The sequence below is a fragment of the Neobacillus massiliamazoniensis genome (assembly GCF_001048695.1).
Classification (GTDB): Bacteria; Bacillota; Bacilli; order Bacillales; family Cytobacillaceae; genus Neobacillus; species Neobacillus massiliamazoniensis.
Window position 1 is genome coordinate 577,349 of sequence record NZ_CVRB01000002.1, and the last position, 19,670, is coordinate 597,018.

General features: G+C 36.8%; 22 protein-coding genes and 1 other annotated feature. Of the genes, 12 read left to right on the forward strand and 10 right to left on the reverse strand.

Features of this window, described 5'->3' with window-relative positions:
- Positions 1–153: 153 nt before the first annotated feature.
- Entirely contained in the window at positions 154–969 is an 816-nt protein-coding gene (locus tag BN1082_RS10655; protein ID WP_176699739.1) for a phosphotransferase, read from the forward strand.
- A 161-nt stretch (positions 970–1,130) separates the two neighbouring features.
- Here BN1082_RS10655 and BN1082_RS10660 read toward each other — a convergent pair whose 3' ends face one another.
- From BN1082_RS10660 to BN1082_RS10670, 3 genes are all read right to left on the reverse strand, one after another.
- A complete protein-coding gene (locus tag BN1082_RS10660; protein WP_090634087.1) occupies positions 1,131–1,562 on the reverse strand; it encodes a VOC family protein in 432 nt (143 codons plus the stop codon).
- A gap of 362 nt (positions 1,563–1,924) precedes the next feature.
- Positions 1,925–5,017, reverse strand: coding sequence for an isoleucine--tRNA ligase (gene ileS / locus BN1082_RS10665; RefSeq protein WP_090634089.1), 3,093 nt, complete (start codon positions 5,015–5,017; stop codon positions 1,925–1,927).
- Between the two features lie 45 nt (positions 5,018–5,062).
- Positions 5,063–5,314, reverse strand: a binding site (T-box leader).
- A 103-nt stretch (positions 5,315–5,417) separates the two neighbouring features.
- Positions 5,418–5,909: a DinB family protein gene (locus tag BN1082_RS10670; protein WP_090634962.1), complete on the reverse strand. Its 492-nt coding sequence runs from the start codon at positions 5,907–5,909 to the stop codon at positions 5,418–5,420.
- A gap of 152 nt (positions 5,910–6,061) precedes the next feature.
- Here BN1082_RS10670 and BN1082_RS10675 point away from each other — a divergent pair, with 152 nt between their 5' ends.
- The 3 genes from BN1082_RS10675 to BN1082_RS10685 all read left to right on the forward strand — a co-directional run bounded on the left by BN1082_RS10675 (position 6,062) and on the right by BN1082_RS10685 (position 8,105).
- Positions 6,062–6,448, forward strand: coding sequence for a hypothetical protein (locus tag BN1082_RS10675; protein WP_090634091.1), 387 nt, complete (start codon positions 6,062–6,064; stop codon positions 6,446–6,448).
- Positions 6,449–6,499: 51 nt separating this feature from the next.
- Positions 6,500–7,060 carry an RDD family protein gene (locus BN1082_RS10680; protein ID WP_090634093.1) on the forward strand — a complete coding sequence of 187 codons (561 nt, stop codon included), beginning with the start codon at positions 6,500–6,502 and terminating at the stop codon, positions 7,058–7,060.
- A gap of 79 nt (positions 7,061–7,139) precedes the next feature.
- Complete coding sequence (locus BN1082_RS10685; protein WP_090634095.1) at positions 7,140–8,105, forward strand: LacI family DNA-binding transcriptional regulator; 966 nt, start codon at positions 7,140–7,142, stop codon at positions 8,103–8,105.
- A gap of 241 nt (positions 8,106–8,346) precedes the next feature.
- Here BN1082_RS10685 and BN1082_RS10690 read toward each other — a convergent pair whose 3' ends face one another.
- A complete protein-coding gene (locus BN1082_RS10690) occupies positions 8,347–9,054 on the reverse strand; it encodes a DUF4386 domain-containing protein (RefSeq protein ID WP_090634096.1) in 708 nt (235 codons plus the stop codon).
- 655 nt (positions 9,055–9,709) lie between these two features.
- Here BN1082_RS10690 and BN1082_RS10700 point away from each other — a divergent pair.
- Positions 9,710–10,501 (forward strand): Cof-type HAD-IIB family hydrolase, encoded by a 792-nt coding sequence (locus tag BN1082_RS10700; protein WP_090634100.1) that lies wholly within the window; start codon positions 9,710–9,712, stop codon positions 10,499–10,501.
- A gap of 98 nt (positions 10,502–10,599) precedes the next feature.
- Here the strand turns inward: BN1082_RS10700 and BN1082_RS10705 are convergent, their stop codons facing one another.
- On the reverse strand, positions 10,600–11,496 hold the full coding sequence (locus BN1082_RS10705; protein WP_090634101.1) for a carbohydrate kinase family protein: 897 nt from the start codon (positions 11,494–11,496) through the stop codon (positions 10,600–10,602).
- A 585-nt stretch (positions 11,497–12,081) separates the two neighbouring features.
- Here BN1082_RS10705 and BN1082_RS10715 point away from each other — a divergent pair.
- Positions 12,082–12,972, forward strand: coding sequence for an AraC family transcriptional regulator (locus BN1082_RS10715; RefSeq protein ID WP_245640388.1), 891 nt, complete (start codon positions 12,082–12,084; stop codon positions 12,970–12,972).
- A 5-nt stretch (positions 12,973–12,977) separates the two neighbouring features.
- Here BN1082_RS10715 and BN1082_RS10720 read toward each other — a convergent pair whose 3' ends face one another.
- The gene (locus tag BN1082_RS10720) at positions 12,978–14,204 is read right to left on the reverse strand and encodes an MFS transporter (RefSeq protein ID WP_090634105.1); all 1,227 of its coding nucleotides are present in this window, start codon (positions 14,202–14,204) and stop codon (positions 12,978–12,980) included.
- A 160-nt stretch (positions 14,205–14,364) separates the two neighbouring features.
- Here BN1082_RS10720 and BN1082_RS10725 point away from each other — a divergent pair, with 160 nt between their 5' ends.
- Both BN1082_RS10725 and BN1082_RS10730 read left to right on the forward strand, forming a co-directional pair.
- Complete coding sequence (locus tag BN1082_RS10725) at positions 14,365–14,547, forward strand: hypothetical protein (protein WP_090634106.1); 183 nt, start codon at positions 14,365–14,367, stop codon at positions 14,545–14,547.
- A 257-nt stretch (positions 14,548–14,804) separates the two neighbouring features.
- A complete protein-coding gene (locus tag BN1082_RS10730; RefSeq protein WP_090634107.1) occupies positions 14,805–15,476 on the forward strand; it encodes a hypothetical protein in 672 nt (223 codons plus the stop codon).
- Positions 15,477–15,594: 118 nt separating this feature from the next.
- On the opposite strand, the gene BN1082_RS10735 is transcribed toward BN1082_RS10730, so the two are convergent.
- From BN1082_RS10735 to BN1082_RS10745, 3 genes are all read right to left on the reverse strand, one after another.
- Entirely contained in the window at positions 15,595–15,933 is a 339-nt protein-coding gene (locus BN1082_RS10735; protein ID WP_090634109.1) for a YrdB family protein, read from the reverse strand.
- A 344-nt stretch (positions 15,934–16,277) separates the two neighbouring features.
- On the reverse strand, positions 16,278–16,589 hold the full coding sequence (locus BN1082_RS10740; protein ID WP_090634110.1) for a hypothetical protein: 312 nt from the start codon (positions 16,587–16,589) through the stop codon (positions 16,278–16,280).
- Complete coding sequence (locus BN1082_RS10745) at positions 16,564–16,833, reverse strand: TfoX/Sxy family protein (protein ID WP_090634112.1); 270 nt, start codon at positions 16,831–16,833, stop codon at positions 16,564–16,566. The genes BN1082_RS10740 and BN1082_RS10745 overlap by 26 nt, the downstream gene beginning before the upstream one ends.
- Before the next feature lie 245 nt (positions 16,834–17,078).
- On the opposite strand from BN1082_RS10745, the gene BN1082_RS10750 reads away from it, so the two are divergent.
- Positions 17,079–17,870: an SRPBCC domain-containing protein gene (locus BN1082_RS10750; protein ID WP_090634114.1), complete on the forward strand. Its 792-nt coding sequence runs from the start codon at positions 17,079–17,081 to the stop codon at positions 17,868–17,870.
- Between the two features lie 20 nt (positions 17,871–17,890).
- Positions 17,891–18,325: an SRPBCC family protein gene (locus BN1082_RS10755; protein ID WP_090634116.1), complete on the forward strand. Its 435-nt coding sequence runs from the start codon at positions 17,891–17,893 to the stop codon at positions 18,323–18,325.
- Positions 18,326–18,388: 63 nt separating this feature from the next.
- On the opposite strand, the gene BN1082_RS28695 is transcribed toward BN1082_RS10755, so the two are convergent.
- Positions 18,389–18,508 (reverse strand): VOC family protein, encoded by a 120-nt coding sequence (locus BN1082_RS28695; protein WP_342666641.1) that lies wholly within the window; start codon positions 18,506–18,508, stop codon positions 18,389–18,391.
- Positions 18,509–18,744: 236 nt separating this feature from the next.
- On the opposite strand from BN1082_RS28695, the gene BN1082_RS10760 reads away from it, so the two are divergent.
- Entirely contained in the window at positions 18,745–19,122 is a 378-nt protein-coding gene (locus BN1082_RS10760) for a VOC family protein (RefSeq protein ID WP_090634118.1), read from the forward strand.
- 271 nt (positions 19,123–19,393) lie between these two features.
- Positions 19,394–19,528: a hypothetical protein gene (locus BN1082_RS28545; RefSeq protein WP_281177007.1), complete on the forward strand. Its 135-nt coding sequence runs from the start codon at positions 19,394–19,396 to the stop codon at positions 19,526–19,528.
- Positions 19,529–19,670: the final 142 nt, after the last annotated feature.

Genomic DNA, 19,670 nt, shown 5'->3' on the forward strand with positions numbered 1-19,670 from the left:
GGTTAATTATAACATAAGTCTGAAAAAAAGTTCCTGTACAGACGACTCACATTTACTTTCCATCCATTTCGAATATAAAGAATTTTTTTAAAAAAATGAATTTTCTATGGTAATATAGAATAATAAGATTTTTAAAAAAACGGGGTGGTTATGTTGTCGATAGGAAAATTAATTGGAAAAGGAAATACTGCTGAAGTATACCTTTGGGGAAAAAATGACGTTATTAAGATTTTCGATCAACGTATCCCCGAAGGATTAATCAAAAATGAATATGATGCCAATCTCCAGATTCAGTTTTTACAGCTTCCCTCACCTAGGGCGAAGGGAATAATAGAGTTTGAAGGGAAAATAGGAATCATCTACAAAAAATTAGAAGGCGTAAGCTTAACGGATTTACTGTCGAAGAATCCTTTTTCTATTAAAAAGAACGCTAAGCTTTTTTCACAATTACATTTTCAAATTCACCAGAAAGATGGGAATAACCTGCCCAAACAAAAAGAATATCTATTGAAAAATATCCAAATGACCGATTTATTAACGATCCAAGAAAAACAGTCCATTTGTGAATATTTGCGTTCATTGCCTGAAGGAAATCAAGTATGTCATGGCGACTTTCATCCAGATCATATTCTTGTTTCAAAAGACCAGGTAAAAGTGATTGATTGGATGACAGCTTCCAGTGGAAATCCCATAGGAGATATTGCAAAGACGTTCATAATAATTAAATATACTTATTTGCCGAAAAGCATGCCACACATCATTCGAATGCTTTTAGAGGTTTTACGTGACAATTTTTGTAGGTACTATCTTGAAGAATATGAAAAACAAACTGGTATTTCAATGGAGGAAATCGAGAAATGGACCCTTCCAGTCATGGCTTCCCGTTTAGCGGAAGGCGTCCACCCTGATGAGCAACAATTATTATTACAGGCTGTGCGTTCTAAATACAAAGAGTACATTCCTAATTAAACTTTGCTATTACAAACTAGTGACTTTATAAAGTGAGACAACTAGCTCTTTAACAATGCGACTGATCGCTTTAAGATAGTGTTTTAGTGTTTGAACCAAAATTTCACGACCAATATAAGAAGTCAACCCGTATACAAGGTTGACTTCTTCCTATGTTCTCTTTATTTATTTTCTGCTGCTACGGTTGAAATTTGCCACATTACACCAAATTTATCCGTTACTTGTCCGTATAATGGACTCCAAAAGGTTTCTTGAAGCGGCATATGAACTTGTCCGCCATCTTGTAGTTTTCCGAAAACCTCTTTCGTTTTTTCAACATCGCTAATATTGATAGCAATGGTTACCTGTGATCCAAGTTGATAGGGATTACCCGGGAATGTATCAGAAAGCATTAAGTCTGTATTTCCAACCTTCAAGTGTGCATTTAGTACCAGATCTTTGACTTCTTCAGGAGTTGGGCGTTCCGGATTTTTCGGCATGTCTCCAAAAGTCTGAACATAAAGAACTTTTGCATCCAACGCGTTTTCATAAAATTTCACCGCTTCTTGACCATTGCCATTCGTAACTAAATAAGGATAAATCCCTAAAATCATAAAATGCACCTCTTTTTCATGTTTTATTGATAGAACAAACGTTCCCTAAAATTTTACCATATATTACACGTAGATGCAAATCTTATAAAAATGAAAGGAGGCGTTTTTTCCTCTTTCGGGGTACTATTTCTTCCTTAGTGACCGGACGAGGCCATCATTCCCCATTTGGGGCACTATTTTCTTCATTAGTGCCCGTTTGTAGCGTTCTTCCCCATTTGTGGGCACTATTTTCTTCCTTAATTCCCGACTTTAGCGTTTTTTTCCATTCAGGGGGGGCACTTTATGAGTGAAGTCGTTATATAAACCTTCATATAATTAGAAGATCCGCAATCCATTGCTAGAATAGAAGTAGTATCCTATTTTTAACTTTTCACTCCTACAAAAACATCCTCGTCCCCAACCACGATCTTCTCCATTTGGTCAACAGGAGAAAAATAAAGATCACGCAAAATGATACTTCTATTAATTAACGATTTGTGATCATCCATTAATTGTTGAAGGTCTTTTGAACAGCTTACATAAAGATCAATTCTCTTCTCAACCGGTAAATCCATTTTTTTGCGGAGGTCTTGGACACTTCTGATGAAATCACGAGCGATCCCTTCCCTTCTGAGTTCGTCATTGATATGGGTATCGACCATTACCGTTATATTTCGGCTGGATGCCACGGCGTAACCTTTAATTGCGGCTGTTTTCTGTACGACAACTTCTTCTTCTCCAAGACGAATACCCTCTTCATTTTTCAAAGGTACCAGGATCCACCCTTCATTTAAAAACTGCTTAACTTCAGTTTCCGTTGCTTGGCCTAATTGTTGATTTACTTCATTTACCACCTTACCAAGCCTTGGTCCTGCAGCCTTAAAATTCAGTTTTAACTTATACTCAATAAAGTCATTCGAAGAATCCGCCCACTCAACTGTTTTGATATTCAATTCATCTTTAATAATGTCTTCAAAATGAACAAGTGCATCCGCATGCTCATTATTTGGGATGACAACCATTTTGGCGAGCGGCTGTTTTGTTTTGATTTGGTGGGCATGACGGACACTTCTTCCTAACTCTACTAATTCTAAAACTGCCTGCATTTGTTTCTCTAGCTCTTCATCGATTAAATCCGTTTGGACAACAGGATATTCTGCTAAATGGACACTTTCTCCTGTTAGAGAATAATGAATTTCTTCTGAGATAAACGGAACAAAAGGAGCTAGCAGCTTGGCTGTATCTGACAATAGTTTGCGTAATGTATGGAAAGCAGCCGCTTTATCCTCAGACATTCCTTTACTCCAAAATCGTTCCCTGTTTCGCCGGATATACCAATTACTTATTTCTTCGACAAGCTGTCCAGCCAATCTTGCCGAGTTCGTTACTTGATAATGATCCATTTCCTTTTTCATAAGCGAGGTGGTTGTCTCGAGCCTTGAGAGAATCCAGCGATCCATAAGTGAAACGGGACCATTTTTGTGAACCTTAGGATTAAAGGAATCAATTTCAGCGTACAGTTTGTAAAAATGATACAAACTTGATAGAGTATCAATAAGTTTTGACTTTGCTTCCTGAACATTCCGTTCGGAAAACCGTTTAGGATTCCATGGGGCACTATCCTCAATAAGAGCCCATCTAAGTGCATCTGCCCCGTAAGACTTAATTAGTTCCACCGGATCTAATGCATTCCCTTTACTTTTTGACATTTTTTGTCCGTGTTCATCTAACACATGACCTGTCGCCAGCACATTTTTATAAGGAGCCTTCCCTGTATAAAGAATTGACACTGCTAGTAAAGAGTAAAACCATCCTCGTGTCTGATCAATTCCCTCAATGACCACATCGGCTGGAAATTGTTTTTGAAAAAGCTCATGATTATTAAACGGGGCATGGTATTGGGCAAATGGCATCGACCCACTGTCAAACCAAACATCAATGACTTCAGATGTTCTGTGCATTTTCCCCTTACAAGACGGGCAAGTAAACGTAATCGAATCCACATATGGTTTATGAAGCTCGATCGCTGAAATGTCTTCATTCGCTTTAGCTTTCAACTCCTCGATACTCTTCGGGGCAACTTCTGTTTCGCAAGTAGAGCAGACCCATACATTTAAAGGAGTCCCCCAATAACGCTTCCTGCTAATATTCCAATCCACCAAACCTTCGAGGAAATTCCCAAAGCGTCCATCTTTGATATGTTCCGGATACCAATTAACACCCTGGTTTTCACTGATAAACGTATCCTTTAATGAAGTCGTTTTAATAAACCAGCTTTCAGTCGCATAGTAAAGCAAGGGAGTATCACATCTCCAGCAATGCGGATACGAGTGCTCATATTTTTCCTTATGAAAGAGTAGTCCTTTCTCATGTAATAGCTTGACAATCGCTACGTCACTTTCTTTCACAAGCTTAGCAGCAAGTGGTTTTACGATCTCCATATATTTGCCGCTTTCATCAACCACATGAATAAAGGACAGTCCGTTTTCTTGAACAATGCGGTAATCATCCTCACCATAGGCAGGGGCAATGTGGACAATACCTGTTCCACTTTCTTCTGTAACAAAATCAGCCTCCACGATTCGATGACCATTCTTCACATCTGCAAAATCAAAAGGCGGTTGATAAGTATGCCCGACTAAGTCCTTCCCTTTCAGCGTTTCTACAATTGTATACGGTTTTTTGATGACCTCATCCAATCTTGAAGCCGATACGATATAGGTTTCACCATCTGTCTGGACCCTTACATACTCAAGATTTCCATTTACCGCTAACGCGACATTCGCTGGAAGGGTCCAAGGAGTAGTCGTCCAACCTAGTACATATTCATTCTCTTTTTCCCGAAGCTTAAATTTAACCGTTGCACTTAAGTCTTTTACTACTTTATATCCTTGAGCGACTTCATGTGAACTTAACGAAGTTTGACAACTGGGACAATAAGGTGAGACTCGGTGCCCCTTATAAAGCCAGCCTTTTTCATGAATGGTACCTAGAATATTCCAAACCGATTCAATATAATCATTGTCCATCGTCATGTATGGTTGATCCATATCCACCCAATAACCTAGTTCCCTAGTAAATTCCCGCCATTGTTTTTCATAGGAAAACACACTTTCTTTACACTTTTTAATAAAAGCTTCTACACCGTATTCTTCAATCTCCTGCTTACCGGAAATTCCCAGTGCTTTTTCTACCCCTAATTCCACCGGTAAGCCATGTGTATCCCATCCCGCTTTCCTGATGACATGCTTTCCCTTCATCGTATGATATCTTGCAATAATATCCTTAAGTGTCCTTCCTAAAGCATGGCCGACATGCGGAAGTCCATTGGCTGTGGGCGGACCTTCATAAAAAACAAAAGTCTCATTATTTTTTCTATTTTCCATCGACTGCTGAAAAATATGGTTTCGCTCCCAATAATCCAAGATTCGCTTTTCTCGTTGCATCCTACTTTCCTTCTGATTCATTTCATCCATAATAAAGCCTCCTTTTTGATAAAATAAAAAACACCCGTCCCTAAAGATAGGGACGAGTGTATTACCCGCGTTACCACCCAAATTCTGTTGATAAAACCAACAGCACTTTGTCACCGTACAATCATACGTGTTCCTTTTAACGGCGGAAACCCGTCAAGACTTACTGAATTCAGCTTAGCTTCAGTCTTGCATCTCAGAGATGATTTATTCCGATAAGGCTTCCCTACTGGCTTCCACCAACCCCCAGCTCGCTGTTAAAGTTCTTCCTTACGTACTTGTTCTCGTCATCGATTTTTCAATTGGAATTTTTTCAAATTTTAACATTATTTCTTTTTAAAAGCAAGATAATAAACAAGGTCACCATTTTTTAATCGTGACTTAGTTTAATCATCGGGACTACTTATCCCTTTCTTTTTTGTATCATTTTCTTGATGATACGAATTTGGCCCCTGTGGTTCAATTCATCCTCAAACACATGAAACCATTTAAAGTAATTGTTGGCTGGCCTATCCCCCCAAAACGGAGTTTGTTCAAATAACCATTGGTCAGGTAAAGTTTTGAACATTTTTATTGTGGTGTTCCTAACTTCGGATAATTCCTTAAGATAATGGTCAATCGTTTTTCCCTTAAGCAACTCACGCCCCTTCGTTCCTAGTTCCAGTCTGGGAAGAAAACGTCTAAGATCTTCCTCCGTAAATTCTCTATTTTCGAAGGTATCAATTTGAAAGGCTCTTTCGACCGCGGCCATATGAGCCAGCAGCATGCCGATAGAATTAGCTTCCTCATCATATAGAAAGTCCAATTCCTCCATCGATAAATCCTTTACGGCGTCGATCGTTGTTGATCTTACATAATTCATCATCGAAACTAATTTACCAAACTCCAAGCCCATGCCCTCTTTTTGATCAATTAAATACAATGTTTGTAGATTTAAATCCAACTCATAACCCCCTCTTACCCTTCTGGTTCATTTTATAAATATGTAACTTTTTAGCAATTCATTCGTCTATATAGTAGGAGTACAAATGTGAAGGAAGGTGTGGGATGAGAAAAGGGCTAGCCATATCCAGTCTTTTATCTCTACTCATTTTTGTAGTTGGATGCCAACAGCAAGCTGCCGAAATGAAAACATTAACTATTGAAAAACAAACTGGAGTAAAAGGCCATTATAAAAAAATAAATGAAATAAAAGTTAAAGATAAAATTGAAACAGTAATCGATCTATTTCTAAGTGCTAATTGGGAAAATGCTGAGGTTTCCATGCATCGTCCCCCCAACTTTAAAATAAATAACCTATATGACATTTGGATTACTCCTCAAAAGAACAGACTTGAAGTGGTTATTCGAGGGAAAAGTAAATACACGAAGCTATCAGAAAAAGATTCTCAAACATTATATAAAATCATGACAGACACAAAGCTCGGTGAGTAGCATTCACTGAGCTTTTCCTTCAAATAATAGTAACGGAAGGATGGTCGACCATTGATTGAAAAAAAATTAGCTTCTAATCAGAAACTTGGAGCAAATTATGCCAGTATTAAAAAAAGGGTTTTAGCGTCGATTATAGACTATGTTGTGATAATATCTTATATTGCTATCTTGCTTGGGGGCGCATTACTGATTTATCAATTTATTAAAATACCAACAGGTCGTTTAAATGGAGAATTGATTTCCTTTTTCACCTTAATTTTTCCTGTTTTTTTATATTTAGTACTAACAGAGTCTGGCAAAAAAAGAGCTACGTTTGGAAAGCAAAAAATGAATATTTATATTGAAACAAATGGTGAAAATCAACTCACTTTGTTTCAAGTAATAATAAAAAATTTTATTAAATTGCTGCCATGGCAAATGGCACATACATTCATTTACGCAGGCATATATAGTGATTGGAATTTATCCACCTTCATGTCTATTGGGTCCGTCACAATTATATATGGTTTACCAATTGTATCCATTTTATTTCTCTGTTTTCGCAAGGATCATCGCTCCTTACACGATTTAATTGCCAATACCATTGTGCTCGAGCGAAATCCTACTATGTAACCTAGTGAGTAGACATGTTTGGAATTCTAGTTAAATGTTTTATAATCTATTTAGGTAAAAATATAAAAAAGGTGACGATATGACAAACATTAGAGATGTTGCGAAGATGGCTGGCGTTTCCGTAACCACTGTCTCTCGTGTGCTAAATAAGCATCCCTACGTTAGTAAGGAAAAAAAGGCAGTCGTTTTAGAAGCCATCAAACAAAGCAATTATCAACAAAATATAAATGCTGTCCATTTAAGCATGGGGAAAACATTCCTTGTTGGTGTCGTTGTTCCGTTCATCGATCATCCATATTTTGCTTTGTTAATGAAAGGAATAGCCAATGAGGCATTGGAAAACAACTATAAGTTGGTTTTTTTTCAGACGAACTACGAGGAAGCAAGAGAAGTGGAAGCCTTTCAAATGTTAAAGCAAAAGCAGATCGATGCGTTAATTATTTGTTCGAGAATAAGCTGTTGGCCTACCATCGAAGAGTATAAACCATATGGTCCGATTATTTTATGCGAAGATACCCGGGGGAGAAATATGTCCTCCACATTTGTTGACCATTATAAAAGTTTTATTTTTGCGTTGGAATATTTATATCATAAAGGTCACCGAAAAATTGGTTATACGATTGGTCGAAAGACAGGTACAAATACTAGATTTAGAGAAATGGCGTATAAGGATTTTCTTAACAACCATAACTTACCATACGAATCTGATTATATTTTTGAGCATTATCTTCATTTTGAGGATGGTGAACAAGTCATTGAGCGAATTAAACAAATGGCTAATCCTCCTTCTGCATTACTAGTAACAGGTGATGAAGTCGCTGCTGGGATTGTCACTAGCGCACACTACCGAAATATCTCTATACCAGACGACCTAGCAATAATTGGTTTTAATAATCAGCCGATTGCTAAAATGATGAATATAACAACCATCGAAATCCCTCTTGTAGAGATTGGAAGACAGTTATTTCTTCAAGCCATACAGGAGGGAAAAGACGTTACCTATCAAGAAATACCTATTAAACTAATCGAACGGAAAACGGTATAATCTGCAAAGATCTGGGGCTAAAAGATTAACGGGTTCTGTTTTGAAGTACAAAATTCGAATTAGCTGCTAAAATCACAGTAAAATTTGCATATAAATTAACAAGAGAATTAGCACAATAATAGGTATAAAAAAATGCTCAGGGCATATAAACTCTGAGCATTTTTTTATATATTTGCTTATTGAACAAAAGTACTTCGATTAGTTCGTACAATTTATAATATTAATGGTGTTTGCGTTCAGCTTAAGTTGATTTTTTGATTTCAGACAAGGAAGTGAGTGCTGATTCATTAAATCCTTTTACGATAAGCCATACTGCTAAAATCATTTCATTTGCAAATATCGGCAGACTTAAAATGGCTCCCCAAATAGAAATTTGAGTAATAACACCAAACATTTCCAATAATGCTGCAAGAAAAATAAGTGCTGAACCTGTCATACCCAAGATAGGTATAAACCGAGGTACTAGCTTAGATTTATAAAATATATAACTGTACATTATTGTATTGATGCCCAGCATAAAATTGGGACCAAGTAAAAATGTCCAATCGTGTATTGCTTTTAATACTGTACCTGAAGCTTCAAAAGAGGCGATATTCGGAGATGCAATTGTTGTAAATTCCTTACATAAAGTTAAAAGGGACAATACGCTTATTATACCAACAGTAATAATAATGGCTTCAAGAAACCTGAAGCAAATATGCCAAAGAGCTATGGTTTCGTTGTATTTTCTTAAAATAGGAAACATCGTTGTTGAAGTGCCGACCGCTGAAACAACAAGAATTAATTCCATCAGTGCTCCCAGTATCACCTGATTAGCGTGTTCAGGACCATTAATCAGGTAATTAGAATCCTTTAGAATAGGGTTGTATAAATTTAGACCTATTATTGCTGTACCTGCTGCAAGTATAAAAAGTACCCCTATAATTAGTTCGCTTTTTTTGGCAGTCATTTGTTCATTCCCCTTTTTAATCGATATTGATAAGAGTTCAGATTTACTTTGACACATCCACAAATTGCTATAACCATACATAAGATATGTAGTGGTCTAAGTTGTACTTTATTCAAAATATACATCTTCCATTTTCTTAATTTTATGCTGTACTAATTTAATTAATCCCCTTATTTTACCAGTTTCTATAAATTTAACTACAGTTAATTGAAGAAATACCCACCAAACTATATCTATGACTATTAAACTCAGTATAGCTATTGGATACCTTTTAACATTTGAATTAGTAGAGTGACACAAACTCCTGTCAGCCTTCTAAAAGCAATGCGAATTACTGTGCGACTTTACTCATAATTCCCTAAATAATCCCGTCATATCAACAAAAATAAGCAGCCTAATTCGTATGCGATTTAGAGTGCTTATTAGTGTGTTTTTTTATGTTTTGTACTCGAAAACAGAACCCATTACTAAAAGATCCCCAGTTTTTTTTTTGAAAAAACGTAGTTGTCTAAAGGAACAACTTCTATAAAAACCGCTTGACCTGAAACGCGTTTCATAAAATATGATGATCTTGTAAGATTTCACAACGCCAGTTCGGCGTGATCGGGAAACTGAGCGTTACGACGGTGTTGTGCTTTACATGGAGGTAGATGAAATGCAAAAACCAATTGTATTTTTTGATATTGATGGAACGTTATTAAATGATAAAAAGGAGATCCCCATTTCAACAAAACAAGCCATTCAAGTTCTTCAGGAAAAAGGAATTCACACGGTTATTGCTACTGGTCGTGTACCGAACATGTTTGACGGGATTCTTAAAGAATTGAATATTAATTCATATATTGCTATAAATGGGCAATACGTTGTCTTCGAAGGACAGGAAATGTATTCGAACCCGATTAATCCTGAAATGCTGCAAGCGATCTCTAATATGACAGCTAGCAATGGTCATGCCCTGGCCTACTGCAGTCATCATGATTATATGGTGAGCAAAAGAAATCACCCATTTATCGCGTCTAGTTTCGATTCTTTGAAGCTGCCCTATCCTGAAGTTGACCCAGATTTTTATAAAAAATGGCCTATTTTCCAAGGACATTTATACTGTGAAGAGAAAGATACACAAATGTATATTGACCGCTTTCCTCATTTCAGTTTCGTTAGATGGCATGAAGTTGCCTTCGATATTCTTCCTAAAGGAGTGTCAAAAGCGATTGGCATTCAAAAGCTGCTCGAGGCCCTGAATATTCAAAAGGAAAACAGCTTTGCTTTTGGAGATGGGTTGAATGACGTGGAGATGCTGACATCCGTTGGAACCGGAATTGCTATGGGAAATGCCGTTCCTGAAGCAAAGGCAGCAGCGAATGTTATTACTACCTCTTCATCAAATTATGGGATTCTCAACGGTCTCATAGAGGTTGGGCTTTTAGAGCAGGATAAAGTTTCTTAAAAAAGTTATATTTCCAACAAGCACACCTCTATTATAATTTACATAATAGTTTACTATTGTAAATTGTAATAGAGGTGATTTCGAACAAAGCAGTTTCATTAGTTACCCAAATAGTGTTTTTCATATTCTGTCTGTAATAGTTCCTCACTTAAACCCTCATAAGCCAATTCACTTGAAGTTATACAAAGTCCTGCACAAATTGTACCTAGTCTTAAACATTCTTCTATGGATTTTCCCTTTAAGTAGCCAAATAAAAAACCAGAGAAAAAGCTGTCTCCTGCACCGTTAGCATCCTTAAACTTGTAGTCTTTAATTATCGGGGTCTCAATCCATCTTCCATCCTTAGTTAAGGCTGTTGAACCGCCCTTTCCATGAGTACATACTACAAACTCCTTCCCTTTAGACATCCAGCTTTCCACTACTAGTTTGTAATTGCTCATATTATCCGAACTTACAAATATATAGTCTGCTATATCAATGTAATCTTCATGATATGGATTACCGATACTATAATCATGAAGATCTGTCCAAACAGGCTTGTTATATTTTTTAATAAGCGGTATAAGCTGTTTCGTATAGGCTATTATATTTAAAACTATAACATCGCACTCTTTTATAAGTTCCTCAATTCTACCAATGTTCAAATTTACCTCGGAGGATGATTGCGTAACAAAAATTGATATTCTGTTTCCTTCTTCGTCCATTAAATTTATGTGTCTCTCTGTACCTCTCGGATCGATGTCATAAACAAATTGTACTCCCGCACTTTCAAGCCCTCTAACTATTTTTTCTCCATATGAATCCTCCCCTAAAATAGAATGAAGAGCATTTGCAACATTAAGCTTAGTTAAATTCAAAGCCTTTCCAGCACCTGTGGAGCCTAAAGTTTCATTATAAGGTGCATAATGTATTGTTTGAGGCTCCGGATTAGGTAATTTTTTTAAATATATGATTGAGTCGAAGGTAGTTCCCCCAATCACTAGTACTTTTTTCAATAAAAACATCTCCTTTATATATTTGCTTATTAGTCTATATTTTCTAGTTAATAGATGATATAAATATTAAAACTTATCGGGATTCTGAACCTTTATTGATACAACTTCCCCACATTTTTTACAAAACGTTAAAATTAATGGGGAACTACCTAACAACTTTTCTACAGGAGTTACACTAGTATAACCGTTGCCTAATTTTCCTTTTGCAAACGTATTATTTCCACACGCTGAGCATAATTGGTCCACCATATTAACGATCACCTCATATTAATTTTTCCTCTTACATTTTCGCAACATTCATTATATTCTTTAACAGAGTAAAATATCCTCTAAATTCTAACGTCACTTTTGGTATAAATATAATTTTGTTCGAAGGATTGATTTTGTTTATAGGCAAGGTGTGAATTTTGTATGGAAGCTTAAATCTATCAAGAAAAGATCTTCCTTTTTTGCGTCTGTATTCATTTACACAAAATATTTTCTACTCTCTCTACTTTAAGAACTCCTTTTTCATTCTCCAAAAATCATTTACAAAATAGTTTAATATTGTAAATTACAATAGAGGTGATTCCCATCCAACAAATCATGTTGCTGCAACAAGTTATTGATTATATCGAAGAACATATAAAAGATGAAATTGAACCTGAGAAACTAGCAGAAATCGCCGGGTACTCACCCTATCATTTTTATCGATTGTTTCAAAAACATACCGGTTTTAGCCCTATGGATTATGTCGTAAAAAGAAAGCTTCAGTTTGCCCTTCATGAACTTGTCCATGGAAAAAAAATCCTTCAAATTGCTTTGGACTATGGATTTGAAACACATGCAGGTTTTACAAAAGCTTTTAAAAAATGTTTTGGGAGTCCTCCAAGTCTTTATAAGCTTCATTGCCCAACATCCTTACCGCAAAAGCTGGACTTGCTAAGTCTCCATCAAAAAAACACCGGCGGGATTGTGCTGCAGCCAAAAATTGTGAAAAGACAAGCTTTTTCCGTAGCCGGCATGCAGTTTGATATTCATATGGACAATGTCGCTTATACAAGAGATGCTCCTGCCTTTTGGGATCAAAAAGGGTTGAATGATGGCTCTGTTGAAAGATCTCTTTATAAGAAATTATCGCCTAAAAAGCACGGGGAGTATTGTATCAATGTAAAGACGACTGAAGATCAATGTATCTATTTATTTGGAGTAGATTTTGATGAAGGAAGACCACTTCCGATCGGTCTGACCCATCTGGAAATCCCCGCTGCCACCTATTGCGTGTTTAGAACCCCTCTTGTTGATGAGGACCAATTCGTTCCCTCCATTAAAGGAACATGGCGCTACATCTTAGAGGACTGGTTTCCACAATCCGCGTATGAAATGGATGAGTCTGTCTTTGACTTTGAATATTATGACGAGTATTGCCATTACTGGGATTTTGAAAAAATCTATATGGAAATACATATCCCTATTAAAGAACGTGACAAAGGGTGAACGCATCACCCTTTTAATTTTTTCAAAATCATACTATATAAAAATAATACAGGTGTTAAAAGAAGGGCACTGACCATCATCGCTATTTTAATCGTAAAGTTGGAAGCAATAAGACCAATCACCGGGCCGCCACAAATTTGGCCAATAGCATCCACTTGCCCTTTTACCGAAAAGAAGGTCGCCCGATTAGAAGAATCCGGAATGATTTTATTCAACCAGACATCCTCCAACGGATACATGGCATACCTTGTTACTTGGATAATGATATAAAAGACTAGCAAACTGATGATTTGCGTTGACAGAGCAAAACCAATTAATGAAGCAATAATCAATAAACTTCCAATCAATAAAGCTAGATAAATATGTTTCAGATGCTGATGGATTGGAATATGGCCAATTAAGTGGAGGATGGCAAAGGAAGCCAGCACGACAATAAATTCAATTCCCCCCGTAACGACCACTAGTTTCCCTTCTGGTAAAGACGATAAATGGGTTACCTCAAAAAAGTGGGAAATCCATAACCTGTCAAAGCCCTCACTATATAATCCAAAAAACAATGCGATCAAAAAGAGGATGCGCATAAAATAATTGGCCTTCGAAAAGTAAAAAATAGCGCTTAGATTCCCCTTCATCGTCTTCCATGTGGATACTCTTTTTGTAGTAGGTTTAAATTTCTCTTCCTTCATAAAATAAATTAAAAATATCGAAAGTCCAATCATGCAAATACCGCCAGTCATAATGGGGAGACTAATCACCTCATAACCCGTTACGATACTTAACGGAATGGCAATTATTTTTCCAAGGTTTCCCGCCTTCGCGCCGCGGACAAATGCTAATGAAGCTCGCTCTTCCCCTATTTCATCTGCAATCCATGCTTGCACAGAACCACTCGTAAAGGTATAACCGATTCCCCAAAAAATCTGACACAACATGACGGTTGAGAAATACGGCAAGCTTCCCTCGAGGAAAAAACCAATCCCAATTAAAAAATAGCCAATGATAATGGAAAGCTTTCGGCTTTTCATGTCAGAAACCACCCCCGTCGGAATCTCGAACAGAAAAACAACTGCCTCGAGCACACTTCCCACGATCACAAGCTGAAATGGATCGAGCTTAACGATTTGAACCTGGTACAATAAATTCACAGTGAATATAAACGTAAAGAATAACTGTGATAAGAAACAGATTAAAATATAAACCTGATATGGATCTTTTTTCTTTAATACATTCATTCTCTTTCCCCCTCAGCTTGATTCTATAAAGAAAGCGAAATGATTTCTTTTCCAAATTTGCGCTAATCGCGAGTGTCAGGCACCGTTAAAGAAATAGCATAATACCTCCTTTACGTAAATATTATTAAAAGAGGAAGAATCGGAAAAAGGGGTTGTAGAAATGATTATTTTTAATAGAATTGCATTATTTTTTGTTGTTCTATATTCGGTCTTCATGATTATTAATACGTATTTAGGAGAAAATGAGCGATTACAATCCAACATGATTTACTTTCTTATGAACGGGTTTGCTTATATTGTTTCGGCAATGGAAATAGAAAAAGAAAAGGAAATTCTGAATTAAATTGGAATAACTATTGATTAATAAAGAGCTTGGAGATAATTTTCCAAGCTCTTTTTACATTGACATAAAAACTCACCGTTACTTATGATGGATTTATCAGCCATATTTCTTTTATAAGGAGCGGAGGACTTATCTTATTTAATTCACGTAAAACCCTTACAATTGGTGTTCTTTTCTTCATATTAATAAGTCTGTTTACTTTTTTCTATCTCAATAAACCCATTAAGAAGGTACACGAAAAAAGTCAACACAAAATAGTGAAAAAAGAAGAAAATATACCGGTGGTGGAAGATAACGGTGGGAGCCATCTCCAGGAAGTTGGCCAAAAGGTACACCAAAAAGACTGGGGAACGTTAACCCTATTAAATAGAGTGAAGGTAGACAAAACATTCACCATTTCCCCTATGGTCATTACCTTGAATGATATTAAACTAATCAAATTATCAAACATGAAAAAAGAAACGAAAGACCTTTTGCGTGAGTATACCGGTTTAAGCCCTGAAGAGACATATGAATTATATGCAGTGGAACATTTAAGTAATGATGAAATAAAGGATAAATTGGATTCCTCTAGAACTGAAATTGGCAATGACATCACTTATTTTGAAATCACTTATTCTGTTAAAAATACCGGCTCAAAGGATCTCCAATTTTTCAGTATGGAAAATGTCACGCTTAACAATAAATTAACTTATAGAGTACCAGAGAAAAACTTTATCCTTTCAGGGGATACTTTAATAGGAACAAAGAGTGTCAGCAGAGTTGATTACAGCCCTGACGAAGAAAGGGAAGGGACTATTGGCTTGTTAAACGAGTCCGGACAAAATATCAAAAAAATAACATCCTTGTCGTTTTCAACCGATGACCTTCTTGACGGCGACTCCCATGTTCTTTTAGCCAAATCACAAACCTTCCAGTTAAACTTTTAGGTGATGGCACTTGGTTCGGCACTCTGACATTTTCATTGCACAAAAAAAGAGGCACCGCTGCACTTTCCTCGGTGCCTCTTAGCTATTCTGGTGTCAGGCACCTTGAATTATTTTCTTATTACTGATCCCAAACCGTTAAAAAAATACGGTTAATGATGACCACTGCCGTGTATATAAAGCATAGCGTCGGTTGTTTAGCAAAATATAGTGCCAATGCGGCGGAACCAAGAACAACGATTTCAAGGAGTAAATGCAGCCAGTCAGGTACTTCCACTGATGCACGAGGAGCAATAAACATACCCCAAATAACGGCTGCCAATAGCGGCGCCCCAATACCGTAAAGGAGCTTAATAAAAATCCCGTTCCCACTATGAAATCCCCAGTAGCCAAGCGCTGCCAACGCGCATAATTCGACGAGAAATCTGACTAACAGATTAATAGACTTTACTATTTCCATTCGAATCCCCCATTCATCTGGATGAAATACCTATCGTTCTCGCAAGCTTGATGTCTTCATTTATATTTTTTACACCAATCTTGTGAATGGCATCTAAAATCCACTCGTCATGATCAAACGTCGTTAGGATGATGACCTATGTATTCGGAGATAATGAAGAAATTTGTTTTGTTGCCGCAACCCCATCGTTGCGGTCTTTTCCGCTCGTTGACAAGACTCCCCATCATTGAACTGTAAGTCCTACAAATAAAAGTATGAGTAACGGAATGAAAATATGCTATCCTGGAACCCACTACCCGTAACAAGCGATGGGGATGCAAGATGATGTAAAAAATAAGAATCGATCACGAATAGAAAGATGAATGGATGCTCTTGCTAATGGAGATATAAGCAAAAAGAAGAGCATCATTTCGTATAGTGGCAACCCAAATCGTAATAGTAATCTCCTCAAACCAAACACCGTAGCGCAGTCGTTTATCGTCGTCATTTGGTTTTTCCAAAAACTCCCAAGTCCCTATCTTACTTCTTATTGGCAGTCGATTTCTTTTTCTTTGAAGGAACTTTTTCCGGCATTGTTTCAACCCATTCGATGGAATGCTGAATCCACTCACGTATTTTATCTGGTTCGTTTCACCATTCATCTGGAAAAGTAACATACTCCTTCATTGGCCTCCCAGGCATCGGCGAGAATTCAGCTGCACCCTCCTCCTCCAAAAGGCGATGGCGATCATTTTCTGGAAGTCTGACAAAAATTTTTGTTCCGAATAAACCCGTGAACATATTTCCATTAATAAAACCAGCAAGATTTCCAAACATTGGCTTAATCATAATTCGAGGCTCAACCGGTATAACAGAAGCAAAAAATGATTTAGACTCTTCATCTGGTTTCGGCATAGGCATAAATATTCCTCCTTTTTATATTCAACAATAGTATAGTTTTTCCAATGTAAATAGATATAATCTCATAATTGATTGCAGAGAATCCAACATTAATGGTAACAGGTATATCAACATTTAAGTAGTCGAATCCTAAATATACAATTGCTACTTGACCTTAAATTATATACATGTTACCATAAGGTCACACATTATATGTTACCTTCTATTCACATATAATGTGTAACCTTTTTGAAAGGACCTTATAAATGGAAGACGAACTTTCTGGTTTATTTAAAGCGTTGGGTCACCCCATTCGTAGAAGAATATTAGATATTCTAAAAGAATCAGCTAAAACGACAGGTGAACTAAACGAATATTTCCCCGAAGTTTCAAGATATGCTATTATGAAGCATTTGACCATCCTTGAGGAAGGAAATTTAGTATTAGTTCGGCGCGAAGGTAAGTATAGACGTAATTTCCTTAACGCAGTTCCCCTTCAAGAAATGCATAACCGTTGGGTTGGAAAATATATGGGATCAGCAGCCAATTCACTGCTTAACCTGCGTTCGGTAGTTGAAAAAAAAGGAGGAGATTTAGCAATGACAGTAAAAGACCAAGAACAAGGACGTGCTTTTAGGATTGAACAAGAGGTTTTAATCGAGGCTCCAAGAGAGCAGGTTTTCAAAGCGTTAACGGAAAGAGCCGAAGATTGGTGGGAATTCCGTTTAGCTCCAAAAGGAGTACCATCTCAATTTACATTCAATCCGGTGCCAGGAGGCCAATTTATTGAAAAATGGGGTGAAAATGAGGGCGCCGTTTGGGGCAATGTCTACTTTGTGAATGCACCCGAAGAAATCCGCCTCCAAGGTCATCTTGGGATGCAAGGAGCCGTAAATAGTTCCTATACGTACCGCCTTAAAGAGAAGGATGGAGCAACCTTGCTTCAGCTTTCACATACAGCGTCAGGTGTCATCCAAGAGAACTGGGAACAAGAACATTCCGAAGGTTGGAAATACCTGCTTGGCACTTTACTTAAAAATTATGTGGAGCAAAAATAACCTTTCGCTAGGAGTCCAATATGGTAGACGTATTTACAGAAATAAACATTCGATGTCCACTCAAAAAGGTTTCCGAATATGCAGCTAACCCTGAAAATGCACCTGAATGGTATGTAAATATTGATTCTGCGGAGTGGCAAACTCAAAAACCATTAGCCCTTGGTTCTCGAATCGCATTTAAAGCCCAATTTCTAGGTCGGCAGCTAGCCTACGTCTACGAAATTGCGGAATTTAATCCCGGACAAAAACTTGTTATGCGAACAGCTGATGGTCCCTTTCCAATGGAGACAACCTATACTTGGGAAGCAATAGATGATAATTTAACCAAAATGACACTAAGAAACAAAGGCAATCCAACCGGATTTTCAAAGCTGTTTACTCCATTTATGGCATCCATGATGAAAAAAGCCAACATAAAAGATTTGAAAAAAATTAAGAATTTGTTGGAATCGTAACCATAATAATTTTTTAAAAAGAAGAAGAGAAATCACAAAATGTTGATTTCTCTTCATTCAATGTTAACCAAATTCATTACCATCTTCATCTCTAAACGTCTCGTTTGTACCCAATTGCATTTCCTTTAGTTCCTCTTTTAATACTACCCCATTTGCTTTCATTATCTCATAGGTTTCTAACACATTTTCACAATGAGCTGAACAATTTCTTGGTTATTTTGGACATTCCTTTTTTAACATTTTAATAGTCGGCATAATAGGAATTATGTCACCCTAAAATATTTTGCTAAAAAAGGAAAATCATGTTTTTTATAGAAGATAATATATGCAACAAATTTATGTTAGTAGATTTGTTGGATTTCAATAGGCTACATCTAGATTTCAACATTAGTCATTTTAGAACAAGGAGGGATTATTCGATGGGGACTACTACCATACAAAAGGTTGGACAAATTGGGGTACCAGTAAAAAATTTACAAAGCGCGGTTTCTTTTTACCAGGATGCATTAGGACTAACACTCCTATTTCAAACAGACACTATGGCGTTCTTTGAATGTAATGGGCTTCGGCTTCTTCTAAGTCTTCCTGAAAAAGAGCAATATGCCAATTCAAGTTCAGTCATCTATTTCCAAGTTGAAAATATAAAAGAAACTTATCATGATTTAATCGGTAAAGGAGTTTCTTTTATTGACGAACCGCATCTTGTCGCCAAAATGGGTCAAACAGAGACATGGATGACTTTTTTTAAGGACACAGAAGGAAATACTCTTGCTCTTATTAGTGAAGTACATTGCTAAATGGAAGGGAACCATATTCGGTCCCTTCTATTACCTTATCTTCAATGACAAAAACACCCCCTTCTCAATCCAAAGATTTAAAAGGGAGTGTAATACAGTAGTAAGCTATTCATTATTGTTTATTAACAAATTGAGGAAGGTATTGCTTATGTGCCTCCTACATCTCAATAGTAATCTAATGATGATGTGCTACCGACCAATCATAAGCTAAGAGAAAGTGCCAAGCTCATTGTGGGGGAAGCTGCTGATGCTAGTTTAGAAGAAGCAGAAATTGGCATTAGAAGAATATGGCTCAATCAAGCCAGCTATCCTTTCTTTGTTAACCGGCATTCAAGGCCCCTGTATTATGACAGCTTTGGAAAATAACAAAGGTCATTTAAAGAATGCATTGAAAGAACTTTTTTGAATTCATGTGAAGAGAGGGTATCCCAATTAGGGCTGACCTCCCGTTTAATACTATCTATTGCTACTTATGCAAAGATTTGAATCTATCACTTGTTCTTTTTCCTTAATTGGGTTCAATTACATTTGGTATCTCCCAATAATGA